Origin of the sequence: Corallococcus praedator, assembly GCF_003612125.1 — a bacterium.
Taxonomy (GTDB): Bacteria; Myxococcota; Myxococcia; order Myxococcales; family Myxococcaceae; genus Corallococcus; species Corallococcus praedator.
The window spans coordinates 1-23,735 of record NZ_RAWI01000116.1 but is presented as its reverse complement, the minus strand read 5'-3'; the positions used below and the strand labels follow the sequence as shown (position 1 = coordinate 23,735).

General features: G+C 70.3%; 22 protein-coding genes. 14 read left to right on the top strand and 8 right to left on the bottom strand.

The window, feature by feature from the left end:
* From D7Y13_RS17120 to D7Y13_RS17110, 3 genes are all read left to right on the top strand, one after another.
* A partial coding sequence (locus D7Y13_RS17120; protein WP_147452460.1) for a hybrid sensor histidine kinase/response regulator occupies window positions 1–1,782 on the top strand: 1,782 nt, incomplete at its 5' end.
* 37 nt (window positions 1,783–1,819) lie between these two features.
* Window positions 1,820–2,812 carry a chemotaxis protein CheB gene (locus D7Y13_RS17115; protein ID WP_120535885.1) on the top strand — a complete coding sequence of 331 codons (993 nt, stop codon included), beginning with the start codon at window positions 1,820–1,822 and terminating at the stop codon, window positions 2,810–2,812.
* Entirely contained in the window at window positions 2,806–4,560 is a 1,755-nt protein-coding gene (locus tag D7Y13_RS17110) for a protein-glutamate O-methyltransferase (RefSeq protein WP_120584483.1), read from the top strand. Before D7Y13_RS17115 ends, D7Y13_RS17110 begins: the two co-directional genes overlap by 7 nt.
* Window positions 4,561–4,581: 21 nt before the next feature.
* On the opposite strand, the gene D7Y13_RS17105 is transcribed toward D7Y13_RS17110, so the two are convergent.
* From D7Y13_RS17105 to D7Y13_RS17100, 3 genes are all read right to left on the bottom strand, one after another.
* Entirely contained in the window at window positions 4,582–4,905 is a 324-nt protein-coding gene (locus tag D7Y13_RS17105; protein WP_120535886.1) for a polyhydroxyalkanoic acid system family protein, read from the bottom strand.
* Window positions 4,906–5,013: 108 nt separating this feature from the next.
* Window positions 5,014–5,148: a hypothetical protein gene (locus D7Y13_RS48705; RefSeq protein WP_255425925.1), complete on the bottom strand. Its 135-nt coding sequence runs from the start codon at window positions 5,146–5,148 to the stop codon at window positions 5,014–5,016.
* A gap of 43 nt (window positions 5,149–5,191) precedes the next feature.
* Window positions 5,192–6,436, bottom strand: coding sequence for a deoxyribodipyrimidine photo-lyase (locus D7Y13_RS17100; protein ID WP_233595704.1), 1,245 nt, complete (start codon window positions 6,434–6,436; stop codon window positions 5,192–5,194).
* Between the two features lie 222 nt (window positions 6,437–6,658).
* Between D7Y13_RS17100 and D7Y13_RS17095 the strand changes: the two genes are divergently transcribed.
* The 4 genes from D7Y13_RS17095 to D7Y13_RS17080 all read left to right on the top strand — a co-directional run bounded on the left by D7Y13_RS17095 (window position 6,659) and on the right by D7Y13_RS17080 (window position 11,116).
* Entirely contained in the window at window positions 6,659–7,987 is a 1,329-nt protein-coding gene (locus D7Y13_RS17095) for a hypothetical protein (protein ID WP_199732837.1), read from the top strand.
* Window positions 7,988–8,056: 69 nt separating this feature from the next.
* Complete coding sequence (locus D7Y13_RS17090) at window positions 8,057–9,202, top strand: DUF1015 family protein (RefSeq protein WP_120584481.1); 1,146 nt, start codon at window positions 8,057–8,059, stop codon at window positions 9,200–9,202.
* A gap of 7 nt (window positions 9,203–9,209) precedes the next feature.
* Complete coding sequence (locus tag D7Y13_RS17085; protein ID WP_120584480.1) at window positions 9,210–10,004, top strand: tRNA1(Val) (adenine(37)-N6)-methyltransferase; 795 nt, start codon at window positions 9,210–9,212, stop codon at window positions 10,002–10,004.
* Between the two features lie 152 nt (window positions 10,005–10,156).
* Window positions 10,157–11,116, top strand: a complete 960-nt coding sequence (locus D7Y13_RS17080) for a DUF6268 family outer membrane beta-barrel protein (RefSeq protein WP_147452459.1) — start codon at window positions 10,157–10,159, stop codon at window positions 11,114–11,116.
* A 30-nt stretch (window positions 11,117–11,146) separates the two neighbouring features.
* Here D7Y13_RS17080 and D7Y13_RS17075 read toward each other — a convergent pair whose 3' ends face one another.
* The 3 genes from D7Y13_RS17075 to D7Y13_RS17065 are packed head-to-tail and all read right to left on the bottom strand — an operon-like array spanning window position 11,147 to window position 14,000.
* Entirely contained in the window at window positions 11,147–12,271 is a 1,125-nt protein-coding gene (locus D7Y13_RS17075) for a hypothetical protein (RefSeq protein ID WP_120584478.1), read from the bottom strand.
* Window positions 12,272–12,273: 2 nt separating this feature from the next.
* Entirely contained in the window at window positions 12,274–13,110 is an 837-nt protein-coding gene (locus D7Y13_RS17070; protein ID WP_120535892.1) for an ABC-2 transporter permease, read from the bottom strand.
* On the bottom strand, window positions 13,107–14,000 hold the full coding sequence (locus D7Y13_RS17065; RefSeq protein WP_370450810.1) for an ABC transporter ATP-binding protein: 894 nt from the start codon (window positions 13,998–14,000) through the stop codon (window positions 13,107–13,109). Before D7Y13_RS17065 ends, D7Y13_RS17070 begins: the two co-directional genes overlap by 4 nt.
* Window positions 14,001–14,373: 373 nt before the next feature.
* Here D7Y13_RS17065 and D7Y13_RS17060 point away from each other — a divergent pair, with 373 nt between their 5' ends.
* The 5 genes from D7Y13_RS17060 (at window position 14,374) to D7Y13_RS17040 (ending at window position 19,078) form a co-directional block, all read left to right on the top strand.
* Entirely contained in the window at window positions 14,374–14,583 is a 210-nt protein-coding gene (locus D7Y13_RS17060; RefSeq protein ID WP_120535893.1) for a hypothetical protein, read from the top strand.
* A 63-nt stretch (window positions 14,584–14,646) separates the two neighbouring features.
* A complete protein-coding gene (gene hemB / locus D7Y13_RS17055; protein ID WP_120584477.1) occupies window positions 14,647–15,615 on the top strand; it encodes a porphobilinogen synthase in 969 nt (322 codons plus the stop codon).
* Between the two features lie 75 nt (window positions 15,616–15,690).
* The gene (gene sglS, locus D7Y13_RS17050) at window positions 15,691–16,227 is read left to right on the top strand and encodes a type IV pili motility protein SglS (RefSeq protein WP_120584476.1); all 537 of its coding nucleotides are present in this window, start codon (window positions 15,691–15,693) and stop codon (window positions 16,225–16,227) included.
* Window positions 16,228–16,250: 23 nt separating this feature from the next.
* On the top strand, window positions 16,251–16,868 hold the full coding sequence (locus tag D7Y13_RS17045; protein WP_120537192.1) for an RDD family protein: 618 nt from the start codon (window positions 16,251–16,253) through the stop codon (window positions 16,866–16,868).
* Complete coding sequence (locus D7Y13_RS17040) at window positions 16,853–19,078, top strand: D-alanine--D-alanine ligase family protein (RefSeq protein ID WP_120584475.1); 2,226 nt, start codon at window positions 16,853–16,855, stop codon at window positions 19,076–19,078. Before D7Y13_RS17045 ends, D7Y13_RS17040 begins: the two co-directional genes overlap by 16 nt.
* A gap of 58 nt (window positions 19,079–19,136) precedes the next feature.
* Here D7Y13_RS17040 and D7Y13_RS17035 read toward each other — a convergent pair whose 3' ends face one another.
* Window positions 19,137–20,441, bottom strand: coding sequence for a phospholipase D-like domain-containing protein (locus D7Y13_RS17035; protein WP_120537194.1), 1,305 nt, complete (start codon window positions 20,439–20,441; stop codon window positions 19,137–19,139).
* Window positions 20,442–20,578: 137 nt separating this feature from the next.
* Entirely contained in the window at window positions 20,579–22,006 is a 1,428-nt protein-coding gene (locus D7Y13_RS17030) for a carotenoid oxygenase family protein (RefSeq protein WP_120537195.1), read from the bottom strand.
* Between the two features lie 175 nt (window positions 22,007–22,181).
* On the opposite strand from D7Y13_RS17030, the gene D7Y13_RS17025 reads away from it, so the two are divergent.
* On the top strand, window positions 22,182–22,865 hold the full coding sequence (locus D7Y13_RS17025; protein ID WP_120537196.1) for a TetR/AcrR family transcriptional regulator: 684 nt from the start codon (window positions 22,182–22,184) through the stop codon (window positions 22,863–22,865).
* Window positions 22,866–22,910: 45 nt separating this feature from the next.
* Window positions 22,911–23,735 (top strand): P1 family peptidase (locus tag D7Y13_RS17020; RefSeq protein ID WP_208734469.1); only part of this gene is annotated, 825 nt, incomplete at its 3' end.

The window sequence follows — 23,735 nt, the reverse complement described above, 5'->3', positions numbered from 1 at the left end:
ACGCCGCGCGCTCCCGAGCCGCCCGTGGCGCCTCCGCCCGCGAGGGAGGAGGAGGCCCCGAACACCGCGAAGGGCAACTCCATCGCGGACCGTAGCATCCGCGTGAACGTGGAGGTGCTGGACTCGCTGGGCCTGCTCGCCGGCGACCTGCTGGTGGAGAGCGCCCGGGGCCGCCTGCGCAGCACGGAGACGGCCGCGCTCTTCGAGCGCTTCAGTCGCCTGGGCGACCGCTTCCTGCGCATGTCCGAGGAGGTGGACGTGCCGGACGCCATCCGCGCGGAGCTGGAGCGCGCGGAAGCGGACCTGCACATGCTGCGCGACGACGCCTTCCGCTTCGTGCGCCGCAACGGCGACGGCATCGAAACGCTGCACGGCAACCTGGCCCAGCTGGCGGACCACGTGGCCGAGGCGCGCCTCGTGCCGCTGGCCACGGTGTTCGACGCCTTTCCGCGCGCCGTGCGCGACATCGCGAAGACGCAGGAAAAGGACGTGGACCTGGTCATCGAGAACGCCGACATCGGCGTGGACCGGTCCATGCTGGCCGACGTGCGCGACGCGCTGGTGCACCTCTTGCGCAACGCGGTGGACCACGGTCTGGAGTCTCCGGACCTCCGCCAGCAGATGGGCAAGCCCGCCACGGGCCGCATCCGCATCCGGGTGCGCGTGGATGGCGACATGCTCCACATCGAGGTGGAGGACGACGGCCGGGGCATGGACACCGACCGGCTCAAGCAGGTGGCCGTCAACAAGCGCCTCCTGTCGCCGGTGCAGGCCGCCGCGCTGTCGGAGCGCGAGGCCATCGAGCTCATCTTCCGCCCCGGCTTCTCCACCCGCGAACAGGTCAGCGAGCTGTCCGGCCGCGGCGTGGGCATGGACGTGGTGAAGCGCAAGGTGGAGACGCTGGGCGGCTCCGTGGGCGTCTCCAGCCGTCAGGGCCGTGGCACCACCATCACGCTGCGCCTGCCGCAGTCGCTGGCGCTGATGAAGGTGCTGCTGGTGCGCCTGGGCGACGACGTCTACGGCATGCCCGCCGCGGACGTGGTGGCCGTCATGCGCATCAAGCCCGATGACCGCATGGAGGTGTTCGGCACGCTGGCGGTGCGGCACCGGGGCAAGCCCACGGCGCTCGTGGCGCTGGGGCCGCTCCTGGGCCTCAACGGCGGCAACCGCTTCGACAAGCCTCCCGCGGTCGTGGTGCGCCACGGCGACGACTACGCCGCGCTGGTGGTGGACGGCTTCGTGGACGAGCGCGAGGTCGCGGTGAAGCCCTGCGGCGGCGAGTTCCTCAAGGGCGCGCCCTTCATCGCGGGCACGGCGGCGCTGGAGGACGGGCGCATCGCGGTGCTCTTGCACGTGCCGGACATCATGACCGAGGTGCGCCGCATGGCCCGCCCCGTCACCCAGGCTCCCGCCAGCCGTCGGCTGAGGGTGCTGCTGGTGGACGACTCGCCCATTGCCCGCGCGACGGAAGGCGCACTCGTCAAGGCGCTGGGCCACAACGTGGAGGAGGCGCAGGACGGCGAGGAGGCGTACGCGAAGGTGCAGACGAACACGTACGATCTCATCCTCACCGACGTGCAGATGCCCAAGCTGGACGGCTTCTCACTCACGCGGCGGCTGAAGGCCACGCCGTCGGTGGCGCGCATCCCGGTCATCATCCTGTCGTCGCTCGCGTCGCCGGAGGACAAGCGGCGCGGATTGGATGCGGGCGCGGATGCGTACCTGGTCAAGGGCGAGCTGGGCGTGGAGAGCCTGGCCCAGTCCATCGATCGGCTGACCTGAGGAGCCTCTGGTGGGCGGCGGCTCGGCGTTGATGGGGATGGCGTTCCGGGTACTCCTGGTCGGGCGGGGCCTGCGCTCGTTGGTGCGCGGGCTCTTCGACGGGGAGTCCCTGGTGGCCGTGGGCCCACCCGAAGCGGAGTTCGTGAACGCCGAGGAGGTCGTGCGGCGTCACTTCCCGGACGTCGTCCTGGTGGACCTGAGTTCATCCCAGGCCCTGGGCGCCATCGAGCGCATCATGGCGGCCCGGCCGCTGCCCATCCTCGCGCTGCACCCGGGGGTGCTCACCGGGCAGCAGGCGTTCCAGGCCCTGGCCATGGGGGCGCTGGACGTGATGGACCGGCCCATGAGCCCGACCCAGGACTTCTGGGCCGCGGTGAACCGCAAGCTGGTGATGCTGGCGCAGGTGAAGGGCGTGCGCTCGTCGCCTTCGGTCCGCAAGCGGCCCCAGGAAGGGCCGACGGCGCCGTTCCCCCTGGTAGCGCTGGCCGCGTCGCTGGGCGGCCCCAAGGCCGTGGCGCAGGTGCTGCGGATGATTCCACGCGGTTTCCCGGCGCCCATCGCCTACTGTCAGCACATCAGCCAGGGCTTCACGGAGGGGCTGGCGCACTGGCTGTCCACGGAGACGGCGCTGCGTGTCGTTGAAGCGACGCACGACGCTGCGATGGAACCGGGCACGGTGTACATCGCGCCCTCGGGAGGACACCTGCTGGTGAAGCCGGATGGGCGTCTGGAACTGGACTCGGGCCCTGCCCTGCGGGGCTTCCGCCCTTCGTGTGACATGCTGCTAACTTCGGCGGGGGAGGCATTCGGCCGGCGCTGCATCGGCGTCATCCTGACGGGCATGGGCCGCGACGGCGCCAGGGGTCTGAAGGAGATTCGCGAACGGGGTGGACGCACCATCGCGCAGGACGAGGCTTCATGCGTCGTCTACGGCATGCCGCGCGAGGCGGTGCTGCTGGGCGCGGCGCAGCAGGTGCTGTCGTTGGACCTCATCGGCCCGACGCTGGTGCAGTGGGTGGACGCGTGCTGACCATTGGCAACAAGGTCCTCCAGCAGCTCGCCGCGCTCCTGCTGGAGCGCGCGGGGCTGAAGATCACCCTGGATGGCTACCACAGCCTCCGGCTGGCGCTGTCCACGCGCATGCCCGTGCTGGGCCTGAGCGATCCGGACAAGTACATGCAGCGGCTCATGAGCACCCACGGCGAGGAGGAGCTGCGCGCGCTCCTGCCGCTGGTGACGGTGGGGCACACGGAGTTCTTCCGCGACGCGAAGCAGTTCCGCGCGCTGGAGCAGAGCGTGCTGCCGGAGCTGCTCGCCCGGGCGCGGCGCGAGATGCGAAAGGTGACCATCTGGTCCGCGGGCTGCGCCACCGGCGAAGAGCCCTACAGCCTGGCGCTGGTGATGGCGGAGCTGGGCGCGCTCGCGGTGGAGGTGGACCTGTGGGCCACCGACCTGAACCTGGCCGCGGTGGAGGCCGCGCGGCAGGGGCGCTTCACCACCCGCCGGGCGATGGCCATTGGCCCCGAGCGTCTGTCGCGCTTCTTCAAGCCGGTGGAGGAGGGGTACGAGGCGTCGCCCGTGCTGCGCGAGTACATCCGCTTCGACGGACAGAACCTGGCCGTGCCGCTGTTCGACAAGGTGGCGCCCGCGTCGCTGGACCTCATCCTGTGCCGCAACGTCATCATCTACTTCGACCTGCCCACCATCCGCGGGTTGATGGACCGGTTCCTCGCCGCGCTGCGCCCGGGCGGGCTGTTGTTCCTGGGGTACTCGGAGAGCCTGTTCAAGGTCTATGACCGCTTCGAGATGATCGAAGTGGACGGCGCCTTCGTGTACCGCCGGCCGCTGGGAGAGCGCCCCCCTTCGCCGCCGCCTCGCGTGTCCAGCCCGTCGGATCCGCCGCTGCGTCCCGGCAGCCCGGAGTCCTTCGCGGTGGACCTGCGCCAGCGACTCCAGGCCAACGCGGCCACCGCCGCGAAGCTGCGCAATCCGGGCGGCGCCGGCTCGCTCTCTTCCCGGGGCCCGGAGGCTCCGCGCCGGCCCACCACCGAACTGCCCGCCATGGGCAACCTGACCGGACGGCGCACCGGGGAGTTCCCGGCCGTCCGCGTGGAGCCCGCGCGCACGGCGGCCACCCCGTCTCGCGCGGTGCCGGAGCGCTCCTCCGGTTCGTTCCCGGTGGCGCGCATGAATCCCTCGCCGACCACGCCTTCGCCGGAGGGTTCCTCCTCGCGTCCGAGTGGCTCGTGGCCGCAGCTGCTGCCGCCCGCGGAGCGCCTCAACATGGCGGTGCGCAAGATGACGGCGGGGGACTTCCCCGGCGCCATCTCAGGCGTGGAGCGGCTGCTGGTGGACGAGCCCAGTGACCTGGACGCGCTCCTGACGCTGGGCAACCTGTATTCGCTCACCGGGCGCAGCGCCAACGCGCGCGACACCTTCGCGCAGGCGCTCCAGCGCGAGCCCCTGTGCGTGGAGGCGCGCGTCTTCGCGGGCGTGGCGGCGATGCAGGCGGGGAGCCTGGCCGAGGCGCGCTCCGAGCTGGCGAAGGCGCTCTTCCTGGAGCCCACGCTGGCCATTGGCCACTACCTGCTGGCGCAGGTGCAGGAGCGCACCCAGGACTTCGATGCGGCCCGGCGCAGCTACCGCAACGCCGTCGCGCAGCTCAAGCACCCGCAGCGCCCGCTGGCCGGGCACTACCCGGAGATGCTCGATTCGGCGGAGGCCATCTCCCGCGCGGCCCGCTATGCGCTGGCCGCGCTGGAGGAGCAGCCGGGCTGAGGGCCCGGCCGCGGGTGCTGCTCAGTCCAGGTTGCCCTTGACCTGATCCAGGCTCTTGGACGGATCCAACACGGCGCCGAACTTCTTCTGCAGGTACGTCTTGGCCTGACCGCGCAGCAGCATGCCGGGGTCGGTGCCTTCGCCCGTCACGGTCTTGTCGGTGATGACGAAGCTGGCGTCCAGGTTGATGCCCATCACCTTGCCGTTGAGCTTCGCGCCCTCGTCGCCCGTCCAGTCGGACTTCACGCCGTACTTGGAACCCCAGTAGCTGAGGAGCTGCTCGACGCGCTTCTTGACCTCGTCCTTGGGAAGGTTGTGGGGGACCTCGAATTTCAACATGCCCATGGCGGTGACTCCTGTTCAGAAGGTGGCTGGTCCCTGCGGTTTAGTGACACCGGGCCGGAAATGGAACCGCCGTGTGGTGATTGCCGGCGGTCGATGTCCGCCGGTGGCCTACCGGGCGGCCTTGCTCCGGGGGCGACGCGGCTTTTCGGGGGCGGCCTCCACCGCCACCTCCGGCTCCGGCTCGCCCCAGCGCTCCAGGTAGGGGGCCAGGTCGAACTTCTGCGCCGTGCGCAGGGAGCTCATGGGCCGCACCTTTCCAATCACCGCGCGCTCCTGGAAGGGCCGGTCATGCAGACCCAGGATCCACATGAAGTTGGACACGCTCGCGGGGTCGCGGCCGTCCACCGCGTAGGTGTCGTTGAGCCGGTGGATGCGCTCCAGGGCCTCTTGAGGCGTGGGGCTCCATTCGAGGATCTTCTTGCCCCAGAGCATGCGCAGGTAGTTGTGGATCCGCCCGCGCTCGCGCAGCTCCTTCTGGGACGCGTTCCAGAGCGGATCCGCCGTGCGGCCCTGGGCCAGCTCCTCGTAGGAGTACAGGTGCGGGCGCGGATCCTTCGCGTGGCGGGAGAGCGTCTCGCGCGCCCAGGGGGGGCAGGGCGTCCACGGTGAGCTGTCGGGGCCCGGGGGTGTGGAAGCAGTAGTTGAAGCCCAGCTCGCGGCGCACGAGCAGCTCCTCCAGGAACGACTGCACGGCCGGGTGGTCCTTGCCCTTCGCCGCGATGGCCGCGCGGGCCGCCTCGCCCGGGAAGAGGTTTCCCCAGTGCCAGTAGGGCGACAGGTTGGACTGCTGGCCCAGGCCCGGATCATTGCGGCCTTCCTCGTAGCCCTCCAGCCGCTCCTCCAGGAACGTGCGCAGCGCCTTCAGGCCCGCCTTGCGGCCTCCCCGTTCGTCCAGGGGCTTCACGGAATGATCCAGCGCGAACGTGTGCAACGCGGCCCGCGCCTTCACCGCGTCAGCCAGTTCGAAGTCCGGTTGCGGGTGCGCGCCCGACGCCTTCACCTTGCGTAGGGGCAGGGTGCGCTCCAGGTACTCCGGCCACAGCTTGCGCAGCTTGGGGCGCAGCGCGTACGCGCCCACCTGGGCCGCGGGGATGCGCTGCATGGGCACCACGCAGGAGGCGTCCACGGCGAAGAGGGGCACCTGGAGCGCCTTCGCCGCGCCCCGCAGGTGGCCCGGGATGATGTACGTGGGGAACAGGTCCGACACGATGGCCGCCGCGCGCTTGCCCAGCTTCGCGATCCGGGGCTTGTGCTCCTTCGCGGTGCGCGGCAGCTCCAGCCAGTACGGAAGTCCGCGCGCGGCGCAGCCTTTGGCCATGTCCGCCATGCCTTCCAGTGCCCACGCGTGGAGCCGGTCCGACGCGAAGGGGTAATCCGGACGGATGGACTGGTAGACGACGACGGGCAGGCCCAGGTGGTTGCCCAGCGCGATGGCGGCGTCGAGCGCGTGGTTCTCCTCCCACCGATGGTTCACCATGCACCAGTAGAGGACGAAGTCCCGCTGGCCCGAAGGGAAGGGGACGTCCTTCACCCCCTGGATTCGAGCGGAGTCGACAGCGAGTTCGGACCACGAGATGCCTTGGGGCATGGGACGGCGAAGATGCCGCATCCGTGTGCACGTCGCGGTGGGAGTTTCGGCGCGTTGTGTGGTGGACCTCATGTCCGCGCGAATGTTTCGGACGCGGCGGAAATCCAACACCCGCGCACGGGTTGTGGTTTTCTGCCGAGCGGCCGGACCCAAGGAGCCCTCTGCGTGGCACACCGTCGAACCTGGAACCTCCCTGTCACCGTCCTCGCTGTCGCGCTGATGCTGCCGGGCCTTGCCCACGCGCAGGCGGGTGGCACGTCGGTGTATCCGGCGCCCCAACCGCCACCGCCGCCCGCGCCGGGGATGTACGCGGCGCCGCCCTCGCAGGCTGAGACGCCCCCGTCCAACGACGGGTATCCGCCGTCGCAGGCCGCTCCGTCGGAGGGCTACGCGCAGCCACAGTCCGCGCCTCCGTCCAACGACGGGTATCCGCCGTCGCAGGGGGCGCCGTCGAACGAGGGCTACGCGCAGCCGCAGTCCGCGAATCCCAACGACACGTATCCTCCCCCGAGCGACGCGCCCGTGCTCCCGCCGGAGCCGGACCGCCTGCGCACCGAACCGCAGGCCCCGTTGACCGAGGGCCCTTCGGGCGTGCGCCAGGAGTCCACCCAGGACTCCGCGGCCGCGGCCAACTACGTCCGTCCGCCTCCCGCGGACAACGGCGTGTGGCTGGATGGCCAGCGGCGCCGGGGGCCCTTCCTGTCCGGCCCCGGCAGCATGAAGTTCATCGCGCACCACACGACGATGGGCGCGCTGGGTGGCTTCTTCACGCAGGCGTTCTCGCAGGACTTCAGCTTCGACCGCAGCTCGCGCGAGGCGATGCTCGCGGGCACGCTCATTGGCGCGGGCCTGGGCTTCGGCGCTTCCGCGTGGTGGCAGTTCAACAACTGGGTGGCGGAGCCCATGGCCAACTTCAGCGTGGGCAACTCGCTGGTGGGCTCCATGTTCTTCGCGGGCTTCATGGACCTCATCACCCAGGACCCCGGCGTGCTCACCTGGTCCGCGTTCCTGGGCGCGGAGCTGGGCGCGTGGCTGACGGCGGGCATCGGTGGCGGACAGCTGCCCCTCAACGACGGCCTGCTGGTGGCCTCCGGCGCGGGCTGGGCGGCGGCGTACAGCGCGCTGCTGCTCGCCATCGTCCACTTCTCCGGCACGTCCATCTCCGGCAAGACGTGGAAGGACATGCTGCTCATCGCTCCGGGCGTGGGCGCGGGCGTGCTGGCGCTCGCGACCATGCGCTACAACCCGACGCCGTCTCAAATCCTGCGCGCGGACTTCTTCGGCGCCGGCGTGGGCGCGGCGGTGCTGCTCATCTCCGGGCTGGTGCTGGGCGGCTTCAACCAGTCCACGCCCTACGTGCTGTCCTTCCTCGGGTCCGCCGGTGCCATCACCACGGTGAGCCTGCTGTGGGAGGAGAGCGTGGACCGCTCCGCCACGACGCTGCGAAGCGGGCATTCCTCCAAGGACCGGCCCTACAAGAACGTCTGGTGGTAGACGGCCCGGAGGGCGGGCGGGCAGGCGTCATGGCGCGGAGGGAAGGCCAGCATCACCTTCCCACCATCTATGGCGCGCGTCCTACCCTTCACGGCCCTCCTGGCTTCGCTGGATCGCTCCCTGGAGCCCGGCGACAGCCCTTCCCGCGGTAACGCAGCCCCATGGCCGGCGCATCTGCGGCCCCTGCTGGAGGCCGCGAATCCCAGCGCGGAGCTGCGCCGCATGCGCGACGCGGGCACGCTGCTGAAGGACACCCGTCCCTCGCTCTACGTCGTGGAGCTGTACGGCGCGGCGGGCAAGTTCTCCGGCCCGCCCCTGCGCTACCTCTTGTGCGCGCTGACGCCGGACGCGGTGGCGCCGCTGGAGCATGACCCGTACCGGCCCCGCGCGTGGGAGGTGGAGCCCGCCGTCACGCTGGTGGCGGACGACCACGGCGCCCTGCGCGCGCTCCTGGCCGAGGCCGCCGAGCGCGGCATCTCCGTCTGGAAGGGCGAGTACGACGGCGCGCCGGTGTCGCTGCTGCGCATCGAACCTTCTCCCGTGTCCAAGCGCCTGCAGGCCGTGCTGGACGAAGCGCCCATGCGGCCCCTGGCGGCCTTGAGCGAGCAACGCCAGACGCTGGCGGCGGTGGTGCCCCTGTCCGAGCCGGGCCTGGAGCTGTGCCCCATCCACCGCGCGCTCAAGGGCGTGACGACGTTCCAGGAGGAGACCTTCCTCACCCTGGTGGCCGCCTACGCGCGCGTGACGGACGTGGACGCGCCGCTCACCACGTCGCAGGGCATGGCGGCGGCGCGCGAGCGGCTGGCGACGCTGGTGCCCGGACAGCACGCGGTGCTGCTGGTGCTGCCCGGAGGGCGGGGGAAGATCCTTCGCTTCCGGCAGGGGTTGGACCTGGCGCACCTGAAGGGCGCGCCGCGCAGTCCCACGCTGCGAAGCCTGGACCTGGCGCTGCTCAACACGTTGGTGCTGCGCACGGTGCTGGGCATCCAGGATCCGGAGGCGCCGGGGCATTCCCAGGTCTACCCGGTGCATGGCCTGGAGTCGCTGGTGCAGGGCGTGGAGAGCGGCATGTTCCAGGCGGGGTTCGCGCTCAACCCGCCGCCCGTATGGGAGGTGCGCGCGGTGATGGAGGCCCAGGCCACGTTGCCGCCACGCACCCTGCGCGTGGAGCCGCGCGTGCCTGCGGGCCTGCTCTTCCTGGACCCTGAAGCCTGACGCTCACGTGCGGGCGCTGACCGGAACCCCGCAGGATTGGCCCCGGCAGGTGCGGCTGGAGTTGCAGCCCGGCCCCGGGGAGACGCTGGATGCCATCTGCGGCGGCGAGGTGCAGGTGCTCCAGCGCAGGGCGGGCTACCGCTTCACGTTGGACCCCGTGCTGCTGGCGCACTTCGCCGTCTTCGAGGCGGGGGCGCACCGGGGAAGGCTGCTCGACCTGGGCACCGGGTGCGGCATCATCCCGCTGGTGCTGACCCGGCGGCTGGGGCGCACGGACATCACCGCGCTGGAGCTGCAACCGGGCCTGTTCTCCCTGGCCGAGCGCAACGTGTACCTCAATCGCTGTGAGGGTGCGGTGACGCTGGTGCAGGGCGACCTGCGGCACGTGACGGAGATGTTTCCCGCGGGCAGCTTCGGCCACGTGCTGTGCAATCCGCCGTACCGCGCGCGCACGGCGGGCCAGAGCAACCTGTCCACGGAGAGGGCGCTGGCCCGGCATGAGATCTCCTGCGAGCTGCCGGACGTGGTGCGCGCGGCGGCCTACCTGTTGGTCCCCCGGGGCGGGCTTTGCATGGTGTATCCGGCCTCTCGCTTCAGCGAGCTGGTGTCGGTGCTGCGCACGCTGCAACTGGAGCCGCGCACGGTGCGCATGGTGCATCCGCGCGCGGATCGTCCCGCGAAGCTGGTGCTGCTGCACGCGGTGAAGGGCGGCCGCTCGGACCTCACCGTGCTTCCGTCGCTCGTCGTCCATGCGGAGGACGAACACGCCTTCACCGACGAGGTGGGCGCGATGGTGGGCTGAGCGGAAAATCACAGTCGCGACCCGACTTGGATGCGGGCGGTCCCGGGGGCGCAGGTCGCACTCCTCGCACGGGGCGGTTCTGACGTAGAGTTCGCGCCCTGGGGCTCGGACCGGGAGTCCCCTGTCTCATCCGAAAGCAGGACGTGATGCGCGTGGGCTCACGACGAATGGCCTTGCCCTGGGTGGCGGTCGCGATGGCGCTCTTCAGCGCCTCGGCTTTCGCCCAGACGCAGGCGGACCGGCTCTATGTGGGGTACGGCGTGTCGGGAGGCGGCACGCTGGACGCGGGGCGGATCCGGCTCGAGCGGCGACGCCAACTGGACCTGCGCGTTCCACTGCCTCCCATCGTCCTGGGCCGCACGTACCTGCTGCCTTCGCTGGGCTACGAGTTGAGGTGGTTGGGCGTGCAGGTGCCGCCCCCCGGACTCTCCGGGGACGGCGACAATGACCTGGGGCGGAGCTTCCACCGCATCCAGCTGGGCCTGACGCTCATCCGGCCCGTAGCGCCGCGCTGGCTGCTCATCGCCGGGGTGACGGGCAGCACCCGCACGGACTTCAAGTCCTCCTTCGACCCGGGCCTGGACACCACCTGGGTGGCCTACGCGATGGCCAACCACCAGTTGGGCGAAGAGCCCGGCTTCTCCGTGACGTTCGGGTTGGTGGCGCTGTGGCCCTTCGACCTGTTTCCCGTGCTCCCCATGGCCAGCCTGAACTACCGGCGGGGCCCGTGGATCCTGGAGGTGGGCCTGCCGAAGCTCACCGTGCTGCACAAGCTGGGTGACACGGTGGAGCTGGGGCTCGTGGGTGGCTTCGAGCAGCAGGTGCTCCACACCCGCTTCGAGCCGGAGGCGCTGGGCCTGGGCGCGTCCTACGTGCGTGAAACCACGGTCCGGGTCGCGCCCACCGTCAACGTCCACCTGGGCCAGGATTTGTGGCTGAGTTCCGCGGTGGGGCTGTCGCTGATCAACGACCTCGCGCTGCTCGACCGCCAGCGCGACAGCCTCAACATTCCGGGGCTGGGGGCGGGCCCCACGCCGTATGCCCGCGTGGTGCTCGGCTGGCGTCCGCAGCCCAATCGCCCGAAGGCCCGCGAGACGCGCTCCCTCCGTTGAAGCGGAAGCGCTCTCGGCGGGGCGGGGTTGTTACGGCGTGGGGGGCTGCGCGTTCTCCGCCGTCTTGCTCCCCTCGCGGCACCACGCGAGCTGCTCCTGGATGGCCTCCAGGGGCACCGCCAGCTCCAGCTTGAAGGACGTGCCGTCCGGCCGCACCTTCGCGAAGTCCAGGAGCTGCGCCAGGTCCGTGTTGCCCTCCGACTGGGCCTTCATCCGCGCCATGGACAGCATGCCGCCCAGCGACTTGCCCAGGTCGGTCATCTTGTCCGCGTCCATGCCGCTCACGTTCGCGACCATGGCCACGTCGCCGCTGGTGTCCAGGTGCAGCTCCACGTTCTGGGCCACGTCCACCAGACGCTGCGCCAGCTCCTGCTGATCCGGGCCCAGCAGCTTCGCGAGCTGCGCCACCGCGAGCACGCCGTACATCTCCCCGTAGGTGCTGTTCTCGTCGAGCAGCGGCGGCCCCGCTTCCGTCCCGCGCCCGTCCATGCGGTCGAGCACCGTCTTCACCTCGTCCGGGGAGCGGCCCACCACCAGCATCTGGTTGTTCCAGGTGCCCACCGCGTTGTCCATCCGCCCGCGCTGCGTGCCGCCGTCCGGCAGGGGCATGGACATGTCGCCCGGTTCGTACACGCGCGCGCCCGGACCGTGGTCCGACGACACGCGTTCGCCCAGCAGTTCCTGGTAGCGCGCCTTGCTGAAGTCACCGGAGAGGATGAGGCCCTCGTCGGTGATGACCATGCGGTCCAGGTCCTGGAAGGGATCCACGCCGCTCAGCGCCTTGAACTGCTCCAGGTTCTTGCCGCCGTCGCGCATCAGGCACGCCATCAGCAGCTCCCCCAGCGGCGAGTGTCGCAGGGCGTTCGCCTCGATGACCACGGCCGTGCGTCCCGGGCCGCGCGGAAGGGCCGCGAGCAGCGGGTCGCGGGGCTTCGCGGGCGCCTGGGGCACGCCCGCGTCCAGCGTGGGCATCACCCAGGTGCGGCGCTTCTCCGCGCGCGCGAAGTCCGTGCCGCTCATGCGCGAGGGGAAGTTCACCTCCGGAGCGGGGGGCGCTGCGGCGTCTCCCTGGCCCCTGAACATCATCACCGCGGCCACCGCGAACAGCAGCAAGGCCCCGCCCAGCCACACCTTCCTGCGCCTGCGCGAATCCATGCTCAGCAATCCTTTCCTTCAAAGTGCCAGAAGCCCACCGCGAGCGCTCCCAGTCCGAACACCAGCACGCCGCCCAGCAGCATCCCCAGCGAACCCGGCAGGAGCGGTGTGTCGCTCGCGAGGTCCGCCGCCCCGACGGCCAGCGCCGACAACCGGGGCAGCACCATCGTCACCGCGTCGAACGACGTGCGGCCGAAGCCCGCTTCCAGGTAGCGCGACACGTCCGCGCGGAACCCCGCGAGGATGCCGCCCACCAGCAACACGAAGCCCGCGGCGGAGCACAGCGCCGCGCTGCGCACCACCGTGGCCGTGGTGAGCATCACCGCGTACACCGCCGCGAAGCCCACGCACGCCATGCCCCCCGCGACGAGCGGGCCCACCGTCCAGTACCCCGTCTTCACGCCGAAGATGACCGTCAGCCCTCCCGCCGCGTACACCGTGCCGCCCACGGCCAGCGTCATCACGCCCAGGAAGGTGCCCGCCAGCAGGTGCCAGCGCTGCAAGGGCAGGGCGAGCAGGTGTTCGATGCGCCCGGGCGACAACAGGCCCGGAGCGAAGTCCGAACACGCCACGATGCCGAAGAGGATGCCGCCGTAGAACACCAGGTAGGCCGCCGCGCGGAAGATGGGCCGCAGTGCCACGTCCACCGACACGATGTTGGCGCGCACCACCTCGCCGAAGAGCCGCGTCGCCGCGAGCGCCCCGTCCACCACCTCCAGCTTGAGGCTGAGCGCCACGGTGGCCAGCACCAGCGTGAGCCCCACCATGAAGGCCAGGATGAACTTGCGCGACGCCGCCTCGCGCAGCACGTACCCCGCGATGACGAAGACAGGATTCACGCCGCCACCCCCGGGCTGCCCACCGCGCCCAGCAACACCGCTTCCAGGTCCGCGCCCTCGCGTCGCAGCTCCACCAGCAGCGCCCCGGAGGCCCGCGCCCGGTCCAACGCCGCGTTGAGCACCGTCACATCCGCCGCGTCCACCACGTACACCCCTTCGTCCCTGGCGCCCTCGGCCTGGACGTTTGTTGCCGCCGTCGCGTCCGAACCGGCGCCACCCACCGGCACGAAGCCCGCGGCCACCAGGGCGGAGGCCTGCGCGCCGGGCGCGAAGCGCACACGCCACCGGGCCCCGCCGCGCCCCAGGTCCTCCAGCCGGCCCTCGCGCAGCACGCGCCCGTCCGCGAGGATGGCCACCCGGTCGCACACCCGTTCGGTCTCCGCCAGCAGGTGCGAGTTCAAGAACAGCGTCACGCCCCGGCGCACCTCCTCCTGGAGGATGCGGCGCACCTCCAGCCGGCCCATGGGGTCGATACCGTCGGTGGGCTCATCCAGCACCAGCAGCGCCGGTTCTCCCAAGAGCGCCGCCGCCAGCCCCAGCCGCTGCCGCATGCCCTTGGAGTACCCGCCGATGCGCCGGTCCACCGCGTCCGACAGCCCCACGCGCTCCAGGAGGCGCAGCAGCGCTGGCGCATCCGGCTTCAGCCCCTTGAGCCGGGCCACGGTGGCCAGGAACGCGGGCGACTTCCACGTGCCCGGCAGGTGCAGCCGCTCCGGCAGGTAGCCGATGCGCGCGCGGATGGCCGGATCCTCCGGGGAGCCGCCCAGCACGCGCACCGTGCCCGCCGTGGGCCGCACGATGCCGAGCACGCTCTTGATGAAGGTCGTCTTGCCCGCGCCGTTGGGGCCGATGAGCCCGAAGGCGCTGCCCGAAGGCACCACCAGGTCCATGCCCCGGAGGGCCTCGTGGCCGCCCCGGCCGAACGCGCGGTGATAGGTTTTTCGCAGGCCCTGCACTTCAAGGGCGGGAGGTGGTGTTGTCACGGTTGCGACTGTAGACGACCCACGGGGGCGACGATTGCCTCCGGCTCGTCCTCGGGGGAGGGGCAAGCGGGCCTGAAACTTTCCATCCGCCCGCGTCCACCCATTCGCGCCGCTGGGAAACACCTTGCGCACCCTCTGGGGCCGTGCCGCGCCGCGACACCTCGTCGTTCCAGGGCGTTGCGTTTCTGGGGGCTCCAACGGTGCGGTTGGTCCAACCCCTGCAATGCATGCGGGGACACGCGGTACCTCACGCGACACATCTTTTTCAGGAGTCACGGGCATGACGTGGACGAACGGAACCGAGCAGCAGCTTCAGGACGCGCGCCGCGAACTGGAGGCGGCCGAGCGCGAGCTTGCCAGCGGGACCGAGGCGGCTCGGGTTCGCTATGCGCGGGCGCTGTACGAGGCGGACCTCGCCCACCGGCGGGCCGACCGCATGGCGCGCGACAGCCGCCGCCAGCAGCTGAGCTGGCGCCCTGTCGCCGGCTGAGCAGGCAGGTGGGTGACAGGGAAGGGGTGAAGCGCGGGGCCGGGCGGTTTATACCGGCGAACCATGGCCCACCCCGTCCACCGCCCCCGCCGGCTGCGCCGCTCCGCGGCCCTCCGTGACATGGTGAGAGAGACGCGTCTCTCGCCCACGGACTTCATCTACCCGCTGTTCGTCGTCGAAGGCCGGGACATCCGCCGCCCCGTGTCCTCCATGCCGGGCGTCTTCAACCTGTCGGTGGAGCACGCCGTCCAGGAGGCGAAGCACGCCAAGTCCCTGGGCGTGCCGTCCGTCATCCTCTTCGGCATCCCGGACCACAAGGACGCGCAAGGCACGCAGGCCTACGCGCGCGACGGCATCGTCCAGCGCGCCATCCAGGAGATCAAGGCGGCGGTGCCGGACCTCCAGGTCATCGCGGACGTGTGCCTCTGCGAATTCACCGACCACGGCCACTGCGGCGTCCTGGACGGGCAGCACGTCGCCAATGACGCCACGCTGCCGCTGCTCGCGCAGATGGCCGTCACGTGCGCGCAGGCGGGCGCGGACATCGTCGCCCCGTCGGACATGATGGACGGCCGCATCGGCGCCATCCGCAAGGCCCTGGACGAGGTGAAGCTCACCGACACGCCCATCATGGCGTACTCGGCCAAGTACGCCTCCGGCTTCTACGGCCCCTTCCGGGAGGCCGCGCAGAGCACGATGAAGTTCGGCGACCGGCGCGGCTACCAGATGGATCCGGGCAACGTGCGCGAGGCCATCCGCGAGACGGCGCTGGACGTGGAGGAGGGCGCCGACTTCATCATGGTGAAGCCCGCCCTGTCGTACCTGGACGTCATCCGCGCGCTGCGCGAGAACTTCGATTTGCCGCTCGCCGCGTACAACGTCTCCGGCGAGTACGCGATGCTCAAGGCCGCCGGCCAGAACGGGTGGCTGGACTACGAGCGCGTGATGATGGAGGTCCTCACGTCCATCAAGCGCGCCGGGGCGGACCTGGTCATCACCTACCACGCCCTGGAAGCAGCCAAACTCCTCTAGGCAACACCCCGGGCGCGTCAGCGCGGCGGAGAGCTTGATTGGCTCCGCCGCTTGCGCCCAAATGGTCCCCACACGATGCCCACCCAGAAGAAGCGGCCCGGACGCAGAACCGCGAAGCCTCCGCCCAGACGCGCCCCCGCCGCCCGCAAGGGTGCGCGCGCGGGCAAGCGCCCCGACCGTGGCCGCACCCCCGTGGTGCGTGAGCCCGGCCCGTTGCAGTACAAAGTGGTGGAGCTGTCCACGGTGGACGAGGGAGCGCTGGAGCGCACCTTGAACGAGTGGACCGGCAAGGGCTGGAACCTGGACGGCGTGCAGTTCGCGATGCGCGAGTCCTCCAAGCGTCCGGCCATGGCCTTCATCTTCTTCACCCGCGAAGGCGAGGCCGCGCAGCACGACGAGGCCGGCGCGCGCGAGCGGTTGCAGCGGTTGTCGGAAGCCGGCAGCCCCACCGCGCGGCTCGCGGCTGAGTACGCAAGCCACGCCGACGCGCAATCCCAGACGGTGGTGCCCTTCGTCCACCCGCTGTCCGCGCACGAGCGGCTGGCGCGCCTGGCCGGGCTGGATGAACCGGAAGCCCGCGAAGAGGGCCTCACGCTGGAGCCGGAAGAGTGAGCGCCGCCCCTGAACGCAGCCTGATGGCCACGGAGCGGAGCGGAGGCCGCGTGCTGCGGCTGGTGCAGGAGGACGCGGAGCCGGATTCGCCCTATCCGAAGGCGTCGCTGCTCTTGCGCCTGGGTGCGCGCGTGGTGGACTGCCTGACGGCCTGGGGGTTGTACGTCGTGTGCGGCGCGGCGGGCGCGGTGGTGGCGCTGCTGTTCCTGCTGCTCGCGGACGGGATGCTCCAGGGACAGAGCGTGGGCAAGCGCATCTTCGGCGTGAAGGTGATGCACCTGCCCACGCGCTCGGCCGCGCGGCACCGGGACAGCACCCTGCGCAACGCGCCGCTCGCGCTGGTGGTGCTGCTGGGGATGATGCCCGCGCCGCACGGACTCGTGGCCGCGGCGGCGGGCTTCGTGGTGATTGGCGGCGTGGAGGCGTGGCGGGTGCTGAGGGATCCGCTGGGCCTGCGACTGGGGGACACCTGGGCGCAGACGCAGGTGGTGGATGGGAAGGTTGTGGCGGGCGCGACGGTTGCAGCCCGCACGCCGGTGGCGGCGGCACGCGCTCCGGGCCGTTTGATGTCCGCGGCGAAGGTGCGCCGCGCCAAGGCATTCAGGAAAGGGATACGGAGTAAGCCATGCGCATCGCGCTGACCTACAACCTGCGTCTGTCGGACACGGAAGAAGAGGCGGAGTTCGACACGCAGGAGACGGTGAACACGCTGGCGGGAGCCATCGAGCGACTCGGGCACCGCCTGGAGCGCTTCGAGGTGAGCGGTCCCGCGTCGCGCACCGTGGCCCGCCTGGAGGCCTACAGCCCGGACCTCATCTTCAACACCGCCGAAGGCCGCCGGGGCCGCTTCCGCGAGGCGTTCTACCCCGCGCTCTTCGACGAGCTGGGGTTCGCGTACACGGGCTCGGATGCGTACGCGCTGGCGCTGACGCTGGACAAGCAGCTCACCAAGCTCATCCTCTCCAAGCACGGCATCCGCACGCCGGGCTGGCAGTACGTGGAGAAGCTCAGTGAGCTGACGGCGGAGAACCTGCACTTCCCCGTCATCGTGAAGCCCAACTTCGAAGGCTCCTCCAAGGGCATCACCCAGGACTCCGTCGCGGAGACGCTGGAGCAGGTGCGCGAGAAGGTGGCCAAGGCGCTGGAGAAGTACCCGGCGGGCGTGCTGGTGGAGGAGTACATCCGCGGGCGAGACCTCACGGTGCCGTTCCTGGCCGCGGTGGACAACGACTACGACGGCGTGCTGACGCCGGTGGAGTACATCATCGACCCGGAGGTCTCCGCCGGGCGCAAGTACGCCATCTACGACTACGAGTTGAAGACGCGTCACGAGAAGGTCGTGAGCGTGCGCGCCCCGGCGAACATCCCCCCGAAGATCGCGGAGGACGTGCGCAAGATGGCGCAGAAGATCCTCCAGGTGCTGGACTGCCGCGACCTGGGCCGCCTGGACTTCCGCCTCTCCGACGCGGGCGTGCCGTACTTCCTCGAAATCAACGCGCTGCCCAGCCTGGAGCCGGGCGCGGGCATCTACTCCGCGGCGGAGCTGGAAGGGCTGCACCTGGACGGGGTCATCAACTCCATCATCCAGAGCGCGGCCAAGCGCTACAAGATCCGCGACTCCTCGCGGCGCCAGGGCAAGCCCGCGCGCAAGTCGGGGCCTCTGCGGGTGGGCTTCGCCTTCAACGTGAAGCGCGTGAAGCCCAGCGCCACGGCCACTGGCGAGACGGTGGAGGACAGCGAGGCGGAGTACGACTCGCCCAACACGCTCCAGGCCATCCGTGAGGCCATCGCTTCGTGGGGCCATGAGGTCATCGACCTGGAGGCCACGGCGGAGCTGCCCACCGTGCTCTCCAGCACGCCGTTGGACATCGTCTTCAACATCGCGGAGGGCTTCAAGGGACGCAATCGCGAGAGCCAGGTGCCCGCGATGCTGGAGCTGCTGGACATCCCGTACACCGGTTCTGATCCGGCGACGCTGTCGCTGGCGCTGGACAAGGCGCTGGCGAAGAAGATCGTCCGTCAGGCGGGCATCCTCACGCCCAACTTCCAGCTCATGGTCACGGGAAAGGAGCGGCTGAACAAGGAGTTCACCGGTTTCCCGCTCATCGTGAAGCCGGTGGCGGAGGGCAGCTCCAAGGGCGTCGTCACCAAGAGCGTCTGCTACTCCGAGACGGAGCTGCGCGACGTGGTGAAGGAGATCGCCGGCAAGTACCAGCAGCCCGCGCTGATTGAAGAGTACATCGGTGGGCGCGAGTTCACGGTGGGCCTCTTGGGCGAGCGGCGTCCGCGCGTGCTGCCGCCCATGGAGATCGTCTTCCTGGACAAGGCGGAGAAGAACCCCGTCTACAGCTTCCAGCACAAGCTGGATTGGACGGACCGCATCCGCTACGACGCGCCCGCGAAGCTGGAGCCGGCGCTGCTGGAGAAGCTGCGCACGGCGGCGCGCAACTCGTTCATGGCGCTGGGGTGCCGCGACGTGGCGCGCATCGACTTCCGCATGGATGACAAGGGGCGCATCTACTTCATCGAGTGCAACCCGCTGCCCGGCCTCACGCCCGGCTGGAGCGACCTGGTGCTCATCGCGCAGGGCGCCGGCATGGACTACCGGACGCTGATTGGCGAGATCATGGCGCCCGCCATCCGCCGCTACAAGGAGCGCGAGGCGCGCCGGGCCCAGACGGAGCACCCGCCCGGTCCCACGCCGCCGCTCAACAAGGTGGTGCAGCGCATCGAGGAGCAGACCGCGCAGGCCAACGCCGCCGCGGCCGCGACCGCCGCCGCCTCCACCCAGGCGAACGGCAACACGGCGTCTGCGGAAGCGCAGCCCGTGCGCCCTGAGCTGAAGTCCTGAGTCGCTGAAGGCCGGAGAGGGCAGGGGGCTTCTTCCCCCTGCCTTCCCGTGGCCCGGCTCAGCCGTCGTTGAGCGCCTGCGCCCAGCCCTTCTCGAAGTTGTCGTGGAAGGCCTGCCAGAGCGTGTCGGAGTAGTACTTCACGAAGTTCTCGTCGTTGTAGCGCAGCGAGTTCTTCGACAGGTTGTGCGAGCCCGTCAGCACCATCTTGCGCACCGTCCCGTTGAAGTTCCCCGAGTACACGAAGTGCTTGCTGTGGGTGAGCACCTCCCGGGGCGTGCCGTCGCTCGTCTTCACGTTGTTGGCGGACACGTCGTAGAGCTGGCGCACGGTGATGTTCGAAGAGCCGCCCAGCTTGGAGCGGACGCCCGCGTCCATGTCCGTGTAGAGCACCCGCACCTTGCAGCCCAGCTTCGCGATGCGCAGCAGCTCCGTGGCCACGATGATGCGGCTGTCGTTGAAGTGGTTCTGGTTCACATCCAGCGTGCAGCCCGCGGACGCCGTCTTCACGTAGTCCGTGAAGTTGTTCGTGACCGTATCGGACGACAGCTCGTTGTCATTGCCCGTGCGCGGGAAGAAGTAGACCGTCCACGGGGCGTTGGGGGAGCTGTAGTAGCCCTGGCCCGACGTGGGGTTGTAGTAGTCCGTCGTCTTCGTCCCGCCGCGCAGGTCGTTGTGGTAGCCGACCCAATAGTCATACCAATCCCAGTCCTCGTAGCTGACGACCATGTCGTTCCAGTAGTTGTTCTGGGAGTAGGTGTTGTTCCACGAGCCCTGCACCACGACGCGCTGGATGCGATTGCCCTGCGGATCCGTGGTGGTGGAGAAGGTGAAGATCTTGTCGTGCATGATGGTGCCCTCGCGGTCGAAGCCCGCGATGCACGCACTGCCCGCGCCCGTGCCGTTGCACCGGGTCAGCTCCAGCCGCGTCGCGTCCGGACAGGTCGCCGCCGGGGGGACGTGGCTGCTGATGTCGTGGATGACGCCGCCGGAGGCGAACTCGGAGGCCGCGCCGCCGTTCTGCTCGTCCACCACCAGCCGCACAATGACGCCCCGGCACAGCGCCGCCTTGATGGCCGCGTTCAGGTGGTCCGTCGTCCACAGGAACATCGCGATGCGGATGTAGGAACCCTTCGGGCTGTTGTCGATGAGCCGGACGACCTCATCCTTGATGCGGTAGTCGCGCGTGCCCGTGTTGTCCGGCTGGTTGAACACGACGTAGAGCCCCGGCACGTTCGTCGCGTCCTGCCGCCGCGACGCCAGGTTCGGGTCCGCCTGCGCCGGGGGCTGACACCCCGCGAGCGCCACCGCGAGCCCCACCACCGCCAGAAGCCCTGCACGCGCACTGCGTCGCTGCTGTTTCATGGCCTGCCTCCCTGTCTTTGAATCTCTCCATTTAGTACGAAATGGTTAGGAAAACAGAGAGAGCCGGGCTGCGTCTGGATGAAACGCATTCTCCTGGTGATGGATAATCACCGTGACAGGGCGGTAGGGCAGGGCGCCTACGCAGGCGCGAAGCCGCCGTGGAACGTGGGCGGCAGGGCGTGGTCGAAGTGGCACCGCGCCAAGGGCCCGTCCTCCAGCCTCCGCGCGTCCAGCACCGCGACGTGGGACGCATCCGCCTTCGCGTCGTAGACCTGGGCGAGCAGCCAGCCATCGTCCTCGGTGCTACCGCCGGGGCGGGGGACGAAGACGGGCTCGGAGGGGTACTGCCCCTCACCCAGCGCGGCCTGGGTCATGCGGCCTGTCGCCACGTCGTAGCGCAGGAGGGCGTCGAACGCGCCCTGTCGCGCGTCCAGGGAGGAGTGCCCGCCCAGGTACACCGTCTGGTGCGCCCGGCCCACCACGCCGGGGGCCACGCGGGGGAACTCGCAGCTCACGTCCGAGCGTTGCTCCGTGCGGAAGGTGCCCGCCTTCACGTCCACCACCGCCCGGTGCAGCATGCCCTGGGCCGGGGTGCCGTTGCCTCCGCGCAAGAGGTCACCCAGCCACTGGTTCGTCGTGAAGTCGGGGTAGTGCACGTAGTCCACCACCAGCGTGTCGCCCGCTTCGTACGCGTTGGCGAAGTGCCAGAGGTAGAAGGCCTCCGCGGGGATGCGCACCGGGTGCGCCACGTCGTCGATGGGCACCACCAGCACCTCCGCCCCCGCGTCCGGACGCCACCTCAAGTTTTCCGAGTACGAACCCATCCGCAGCAGCATGCGGAAGATGTTGAGCCGCAGCGGAGTCAGGAAGAAGACGAGGTAGCGATCCGTGGCGATGAAGTCGTGCACCATCGTCGCGCCCGGCAGCGTCACGGCGCCCAGCCGCCGCGCCTTGCCCCCGTCCGGCAGCGCGTACAATTCAGCCTTCGTCTCCCGGCCGTACTGGATGCCGAAGTTGTAGGACGTCTTGCGCGACGGCACGCGGTGCGGGTGCGCGGAGAAGCTGCCCACCACCACGCCCTCCAGGTCCGACTCGCCCACGGTGGACAGGTCCTCCATGGACACCTCCACCGGCTTGTCGGCCTCGAACAGCGCGTACAGCTTGCCGTTCCACGCCATCACCGACGTGTTGGCCGAGTTCTTCTGGGCGTTGCGCAGCTTGTGCCACAGCGGCGTGGGCGTGCCGTAGGCGCCGTAGCGCTGCGCGCTGGCCTGGCGCTCGGCCACCATGGAGGGGGTCTCCAGGAGCCGCGCGGCGCCCTTCACTCCGTCCGGCCCGAAGCGCACGCCCAGCATCCCGCCATCCCCGTCGAACCAGTGCTGGTACGGCCGGCCGTGCACGTCGAACGTCCAGGGCCCCACCCGGTACAGCGAGCCCTTCAGCCCTTCGGGCACCTGACCCTCCACCCGCAGCGGCTCGAAGCCGTGCTGGCGGGGAAGCGTGCGGAAGCCCCGGAGCCAGCCCGGAGCCGGGGAGGACGTCGTCTGCTTCATCGCGGTCGTCATGGCGAAAACCCTTCTTCCTGGTGCGTGTGGAAGGCCGGGGACACCCCCGTGTCCCTTCAGCATGTAGACACAGTAAACATCGCATGTTGTCGCTGTCAACATGGATGTTGACGCTGGAAACTTCATGCCCTGGATGGTTAGGTCGCGGACGTGGAACGGTGAGGAGGCACGGACGGTGGCGACCCGGAGCAAGCGGACGGTGAAGGAGGCGCCAAAGGAGTTGGGGGACAAGCCGCGCTACCACCATGGGGACCTGCGCCAGGCGCTGGTGGACGCGGCGGTGGCGCTCATCTCCGAGGAGGGCTTTGGCGCGTTGACGCTCCGGGAGGTGGCCCGGCGGGCGGGCGTCACGCACGCGGCGCCCTACCGGCACTTCACCGACAAGGAGGCGCTGCTGGGGGCGGTGGCGCTCGAGGGCTTCCGCGCCATGGCGCGCGAGATGCGCGAGCGCATGGACCGGGCCCCCGAAGGACCGCTGGAGCAACTGAGCGCCGCGGGCGTGGCCTACGTGCTCTTCGCGGTGCGCCACCCGCCGCACTTCCGGGTGATGTTCGGGCCGCACTTCCAGCGCCCCCTGAAGCCGCGGAGCCCGGAAGGGGAGCCGGACGCGTTCGCCCTGCTGGTGGGTTGCATCGCCGCCGGCCAGTCGGCGGGCCTGCTGCGGCAGGGGGAGCCGCGCGCCCTGACGCTCACCGCGTGGTCGCTGGTGCATGGGCTCGCGTCGCTGTTCGTGGACCGGCAGTTGGATGAGGCCGTGCAGGGCCTGGAGGCCGCGGAGGCGCTCGCCGTCGTGCAGACGCGACTGCTGATCTCAGGGCTCGCGCACCCGGGCGCGGGCGGAAACAGCGACGGTCGGTAGGGAAGCGGGGTTGACCGTCGGAGATTGTCGGGTACGGTCGGTTCCATGGTGCGGATACCGGAAGAAACGGGGCCGAGGGTCCGGGCGCGGGAGCTGGGACTCCCGCTGGGGCGCTTCAAGACGGGCAAGTTCAACGCCATCACGGACGTGGAGGGCGTGCTCGTGGGGCACTCCACCATCATCCAGGGCGAGGGCCCCTTGAGGCCCGGCCACGGCCCGGTGCGCACGGGCGTCACCGCCATCCTGCCCAACCTGGGCAACATCTTCATGGACCGCATGAGCGGGGGCGGCTTCGTGCTCAACGGCGCGGGCGAAGTCTCCGGCATGACGCAGCTCATGGAGTGGGGGCTCATCGAAACGCCCATCCTGCTCACCAACACCATGGCGGTGGGCGCGGTGTCCGACGGCGTGGCCCGCTACCTGGTGCAGCGCTACCCGGGCATCGGCGACGAGCACGACGTCATCATCCCCGTGGTGGGCGAGTGCGACGACTCGTGGCTCAACGACATCTCCGGCCGCCACGTGCGCCAGGAGCACGTCCTGGAGGCCATCAACAACGCGGCCACCGGCCCGGTGCGCGAGGGCAACGTCGGCGGCGGCACCGGCATGGTGACGTGCGACTTCAAGGGCGGCATCGGCACGTCGTCGCGCAAGCTGCCGGAGGTGCTGGGCGGCTACACGCTGGGCGTGCTGGTGATGTCCAACTTCGGCAAGATGCACAACCTGCGCGTGGGCGGCCTGCCCGTGGGCGAGGTGCTGGCGGAGAAGTTCAAGAACACCCCGCACCGGGGCAAGTCCTACGGCTCAATCATCGCCGTGGTCGCCACCGACGCGCCGCTCCTGAGCCATCAGATCAACCGCCTCTGCAAG

Coding starts and splice junctions, on each gene's coding strand:
- D7Y13_RS17115 (WP_120535885.1), top strand. CDS start 1,820: ATGGCGTTCCGGGTACTCCTGGTCGGGCGGGGCCTGCGCTCGTTGGTG.
- D7Y13_RS17105 (WP_120535886.1), bottom strand. CDS start 4,905: ATGGGCATGTTGAAATTCGAGGTCCCCCACAACCTTCCCAAGGACGAG.
- D7Y13_RS48705 (WP_255425925.1), bottom strand. CDS start 5,148: ATGAGCTCCCTGCGCACGGCGCAGAAGTTCGACCTGGCCCCCTACCTG.
- D7Y13_RS17090 (WP_120584481.1), top strand. CDS start 8,057: ATGGCGCGCGTCCTACCCTTCACGGCCCTCCTGGCTTCGCTGGATCGC.
- D7Y13_RS17075 (WP_120584478.1), bottom strand. CDS start 12,271: ATGGATTCGCGCAGGCGCAGGAAGGTGTGGCTGGGCGGGGCCTTGCTG.
- D7Y13_RS17065 (WP_370450810.1), bottom strand. CDS start 14,000: ATGGACCTGGTGGTGCCTTCGGGCAGCGCCTTCGGGCTCATCGGCCCC.
- D7Y13_RS17060 (WP_120535893.1), top strand. CDS start 14,374: ATGACGTGGACGAACGGAACCGAGCAGCAGCTTCAGGACGCGCGCCGC.
- hemB (WP_120584477.1), top strand. CDS start 14,647: ATGGCCCACCCCGTCCACCGCCCCCGCCGGCTGCGCCGCTCCGCGGCC.
- sglS (WP_120584476.1), top strand. CDS start 15,691: ATGCCCACCCAGAAGAAGCGGCCCGGACGCAGAACCGCGAAGCCTCCG.
- D7Y13_RS17045 (WP_120537192.1), top strand. CDS start 16,251: ATGGCCACGGAGCGGAGCGGAGGCCGCGTGCTGCGGCTGGTGCAGGAG.
- D7Y13_RS17040 (WP_120584475.1), top strand. CDS start 16,853: ATGCGCATCGCGCTGACCTACAACCTGCGTCTGTCGGACACGGAAGAA.
- D7Y13_RS17035 (WP_120537194.1), bottom strand. CDS start 20,441: ATGAAACAGCAGCGACGCAGTGCGCGTGCAGGGCTTCTGGCGGTGGTG.
- D7Y13_RS17030 (WP_120537195.1), bottom strand. CDS start 22,006: ATGACGACCGCGATGAAGCAGACGACGTCCTCCCCGGCTCCGGGCTGG.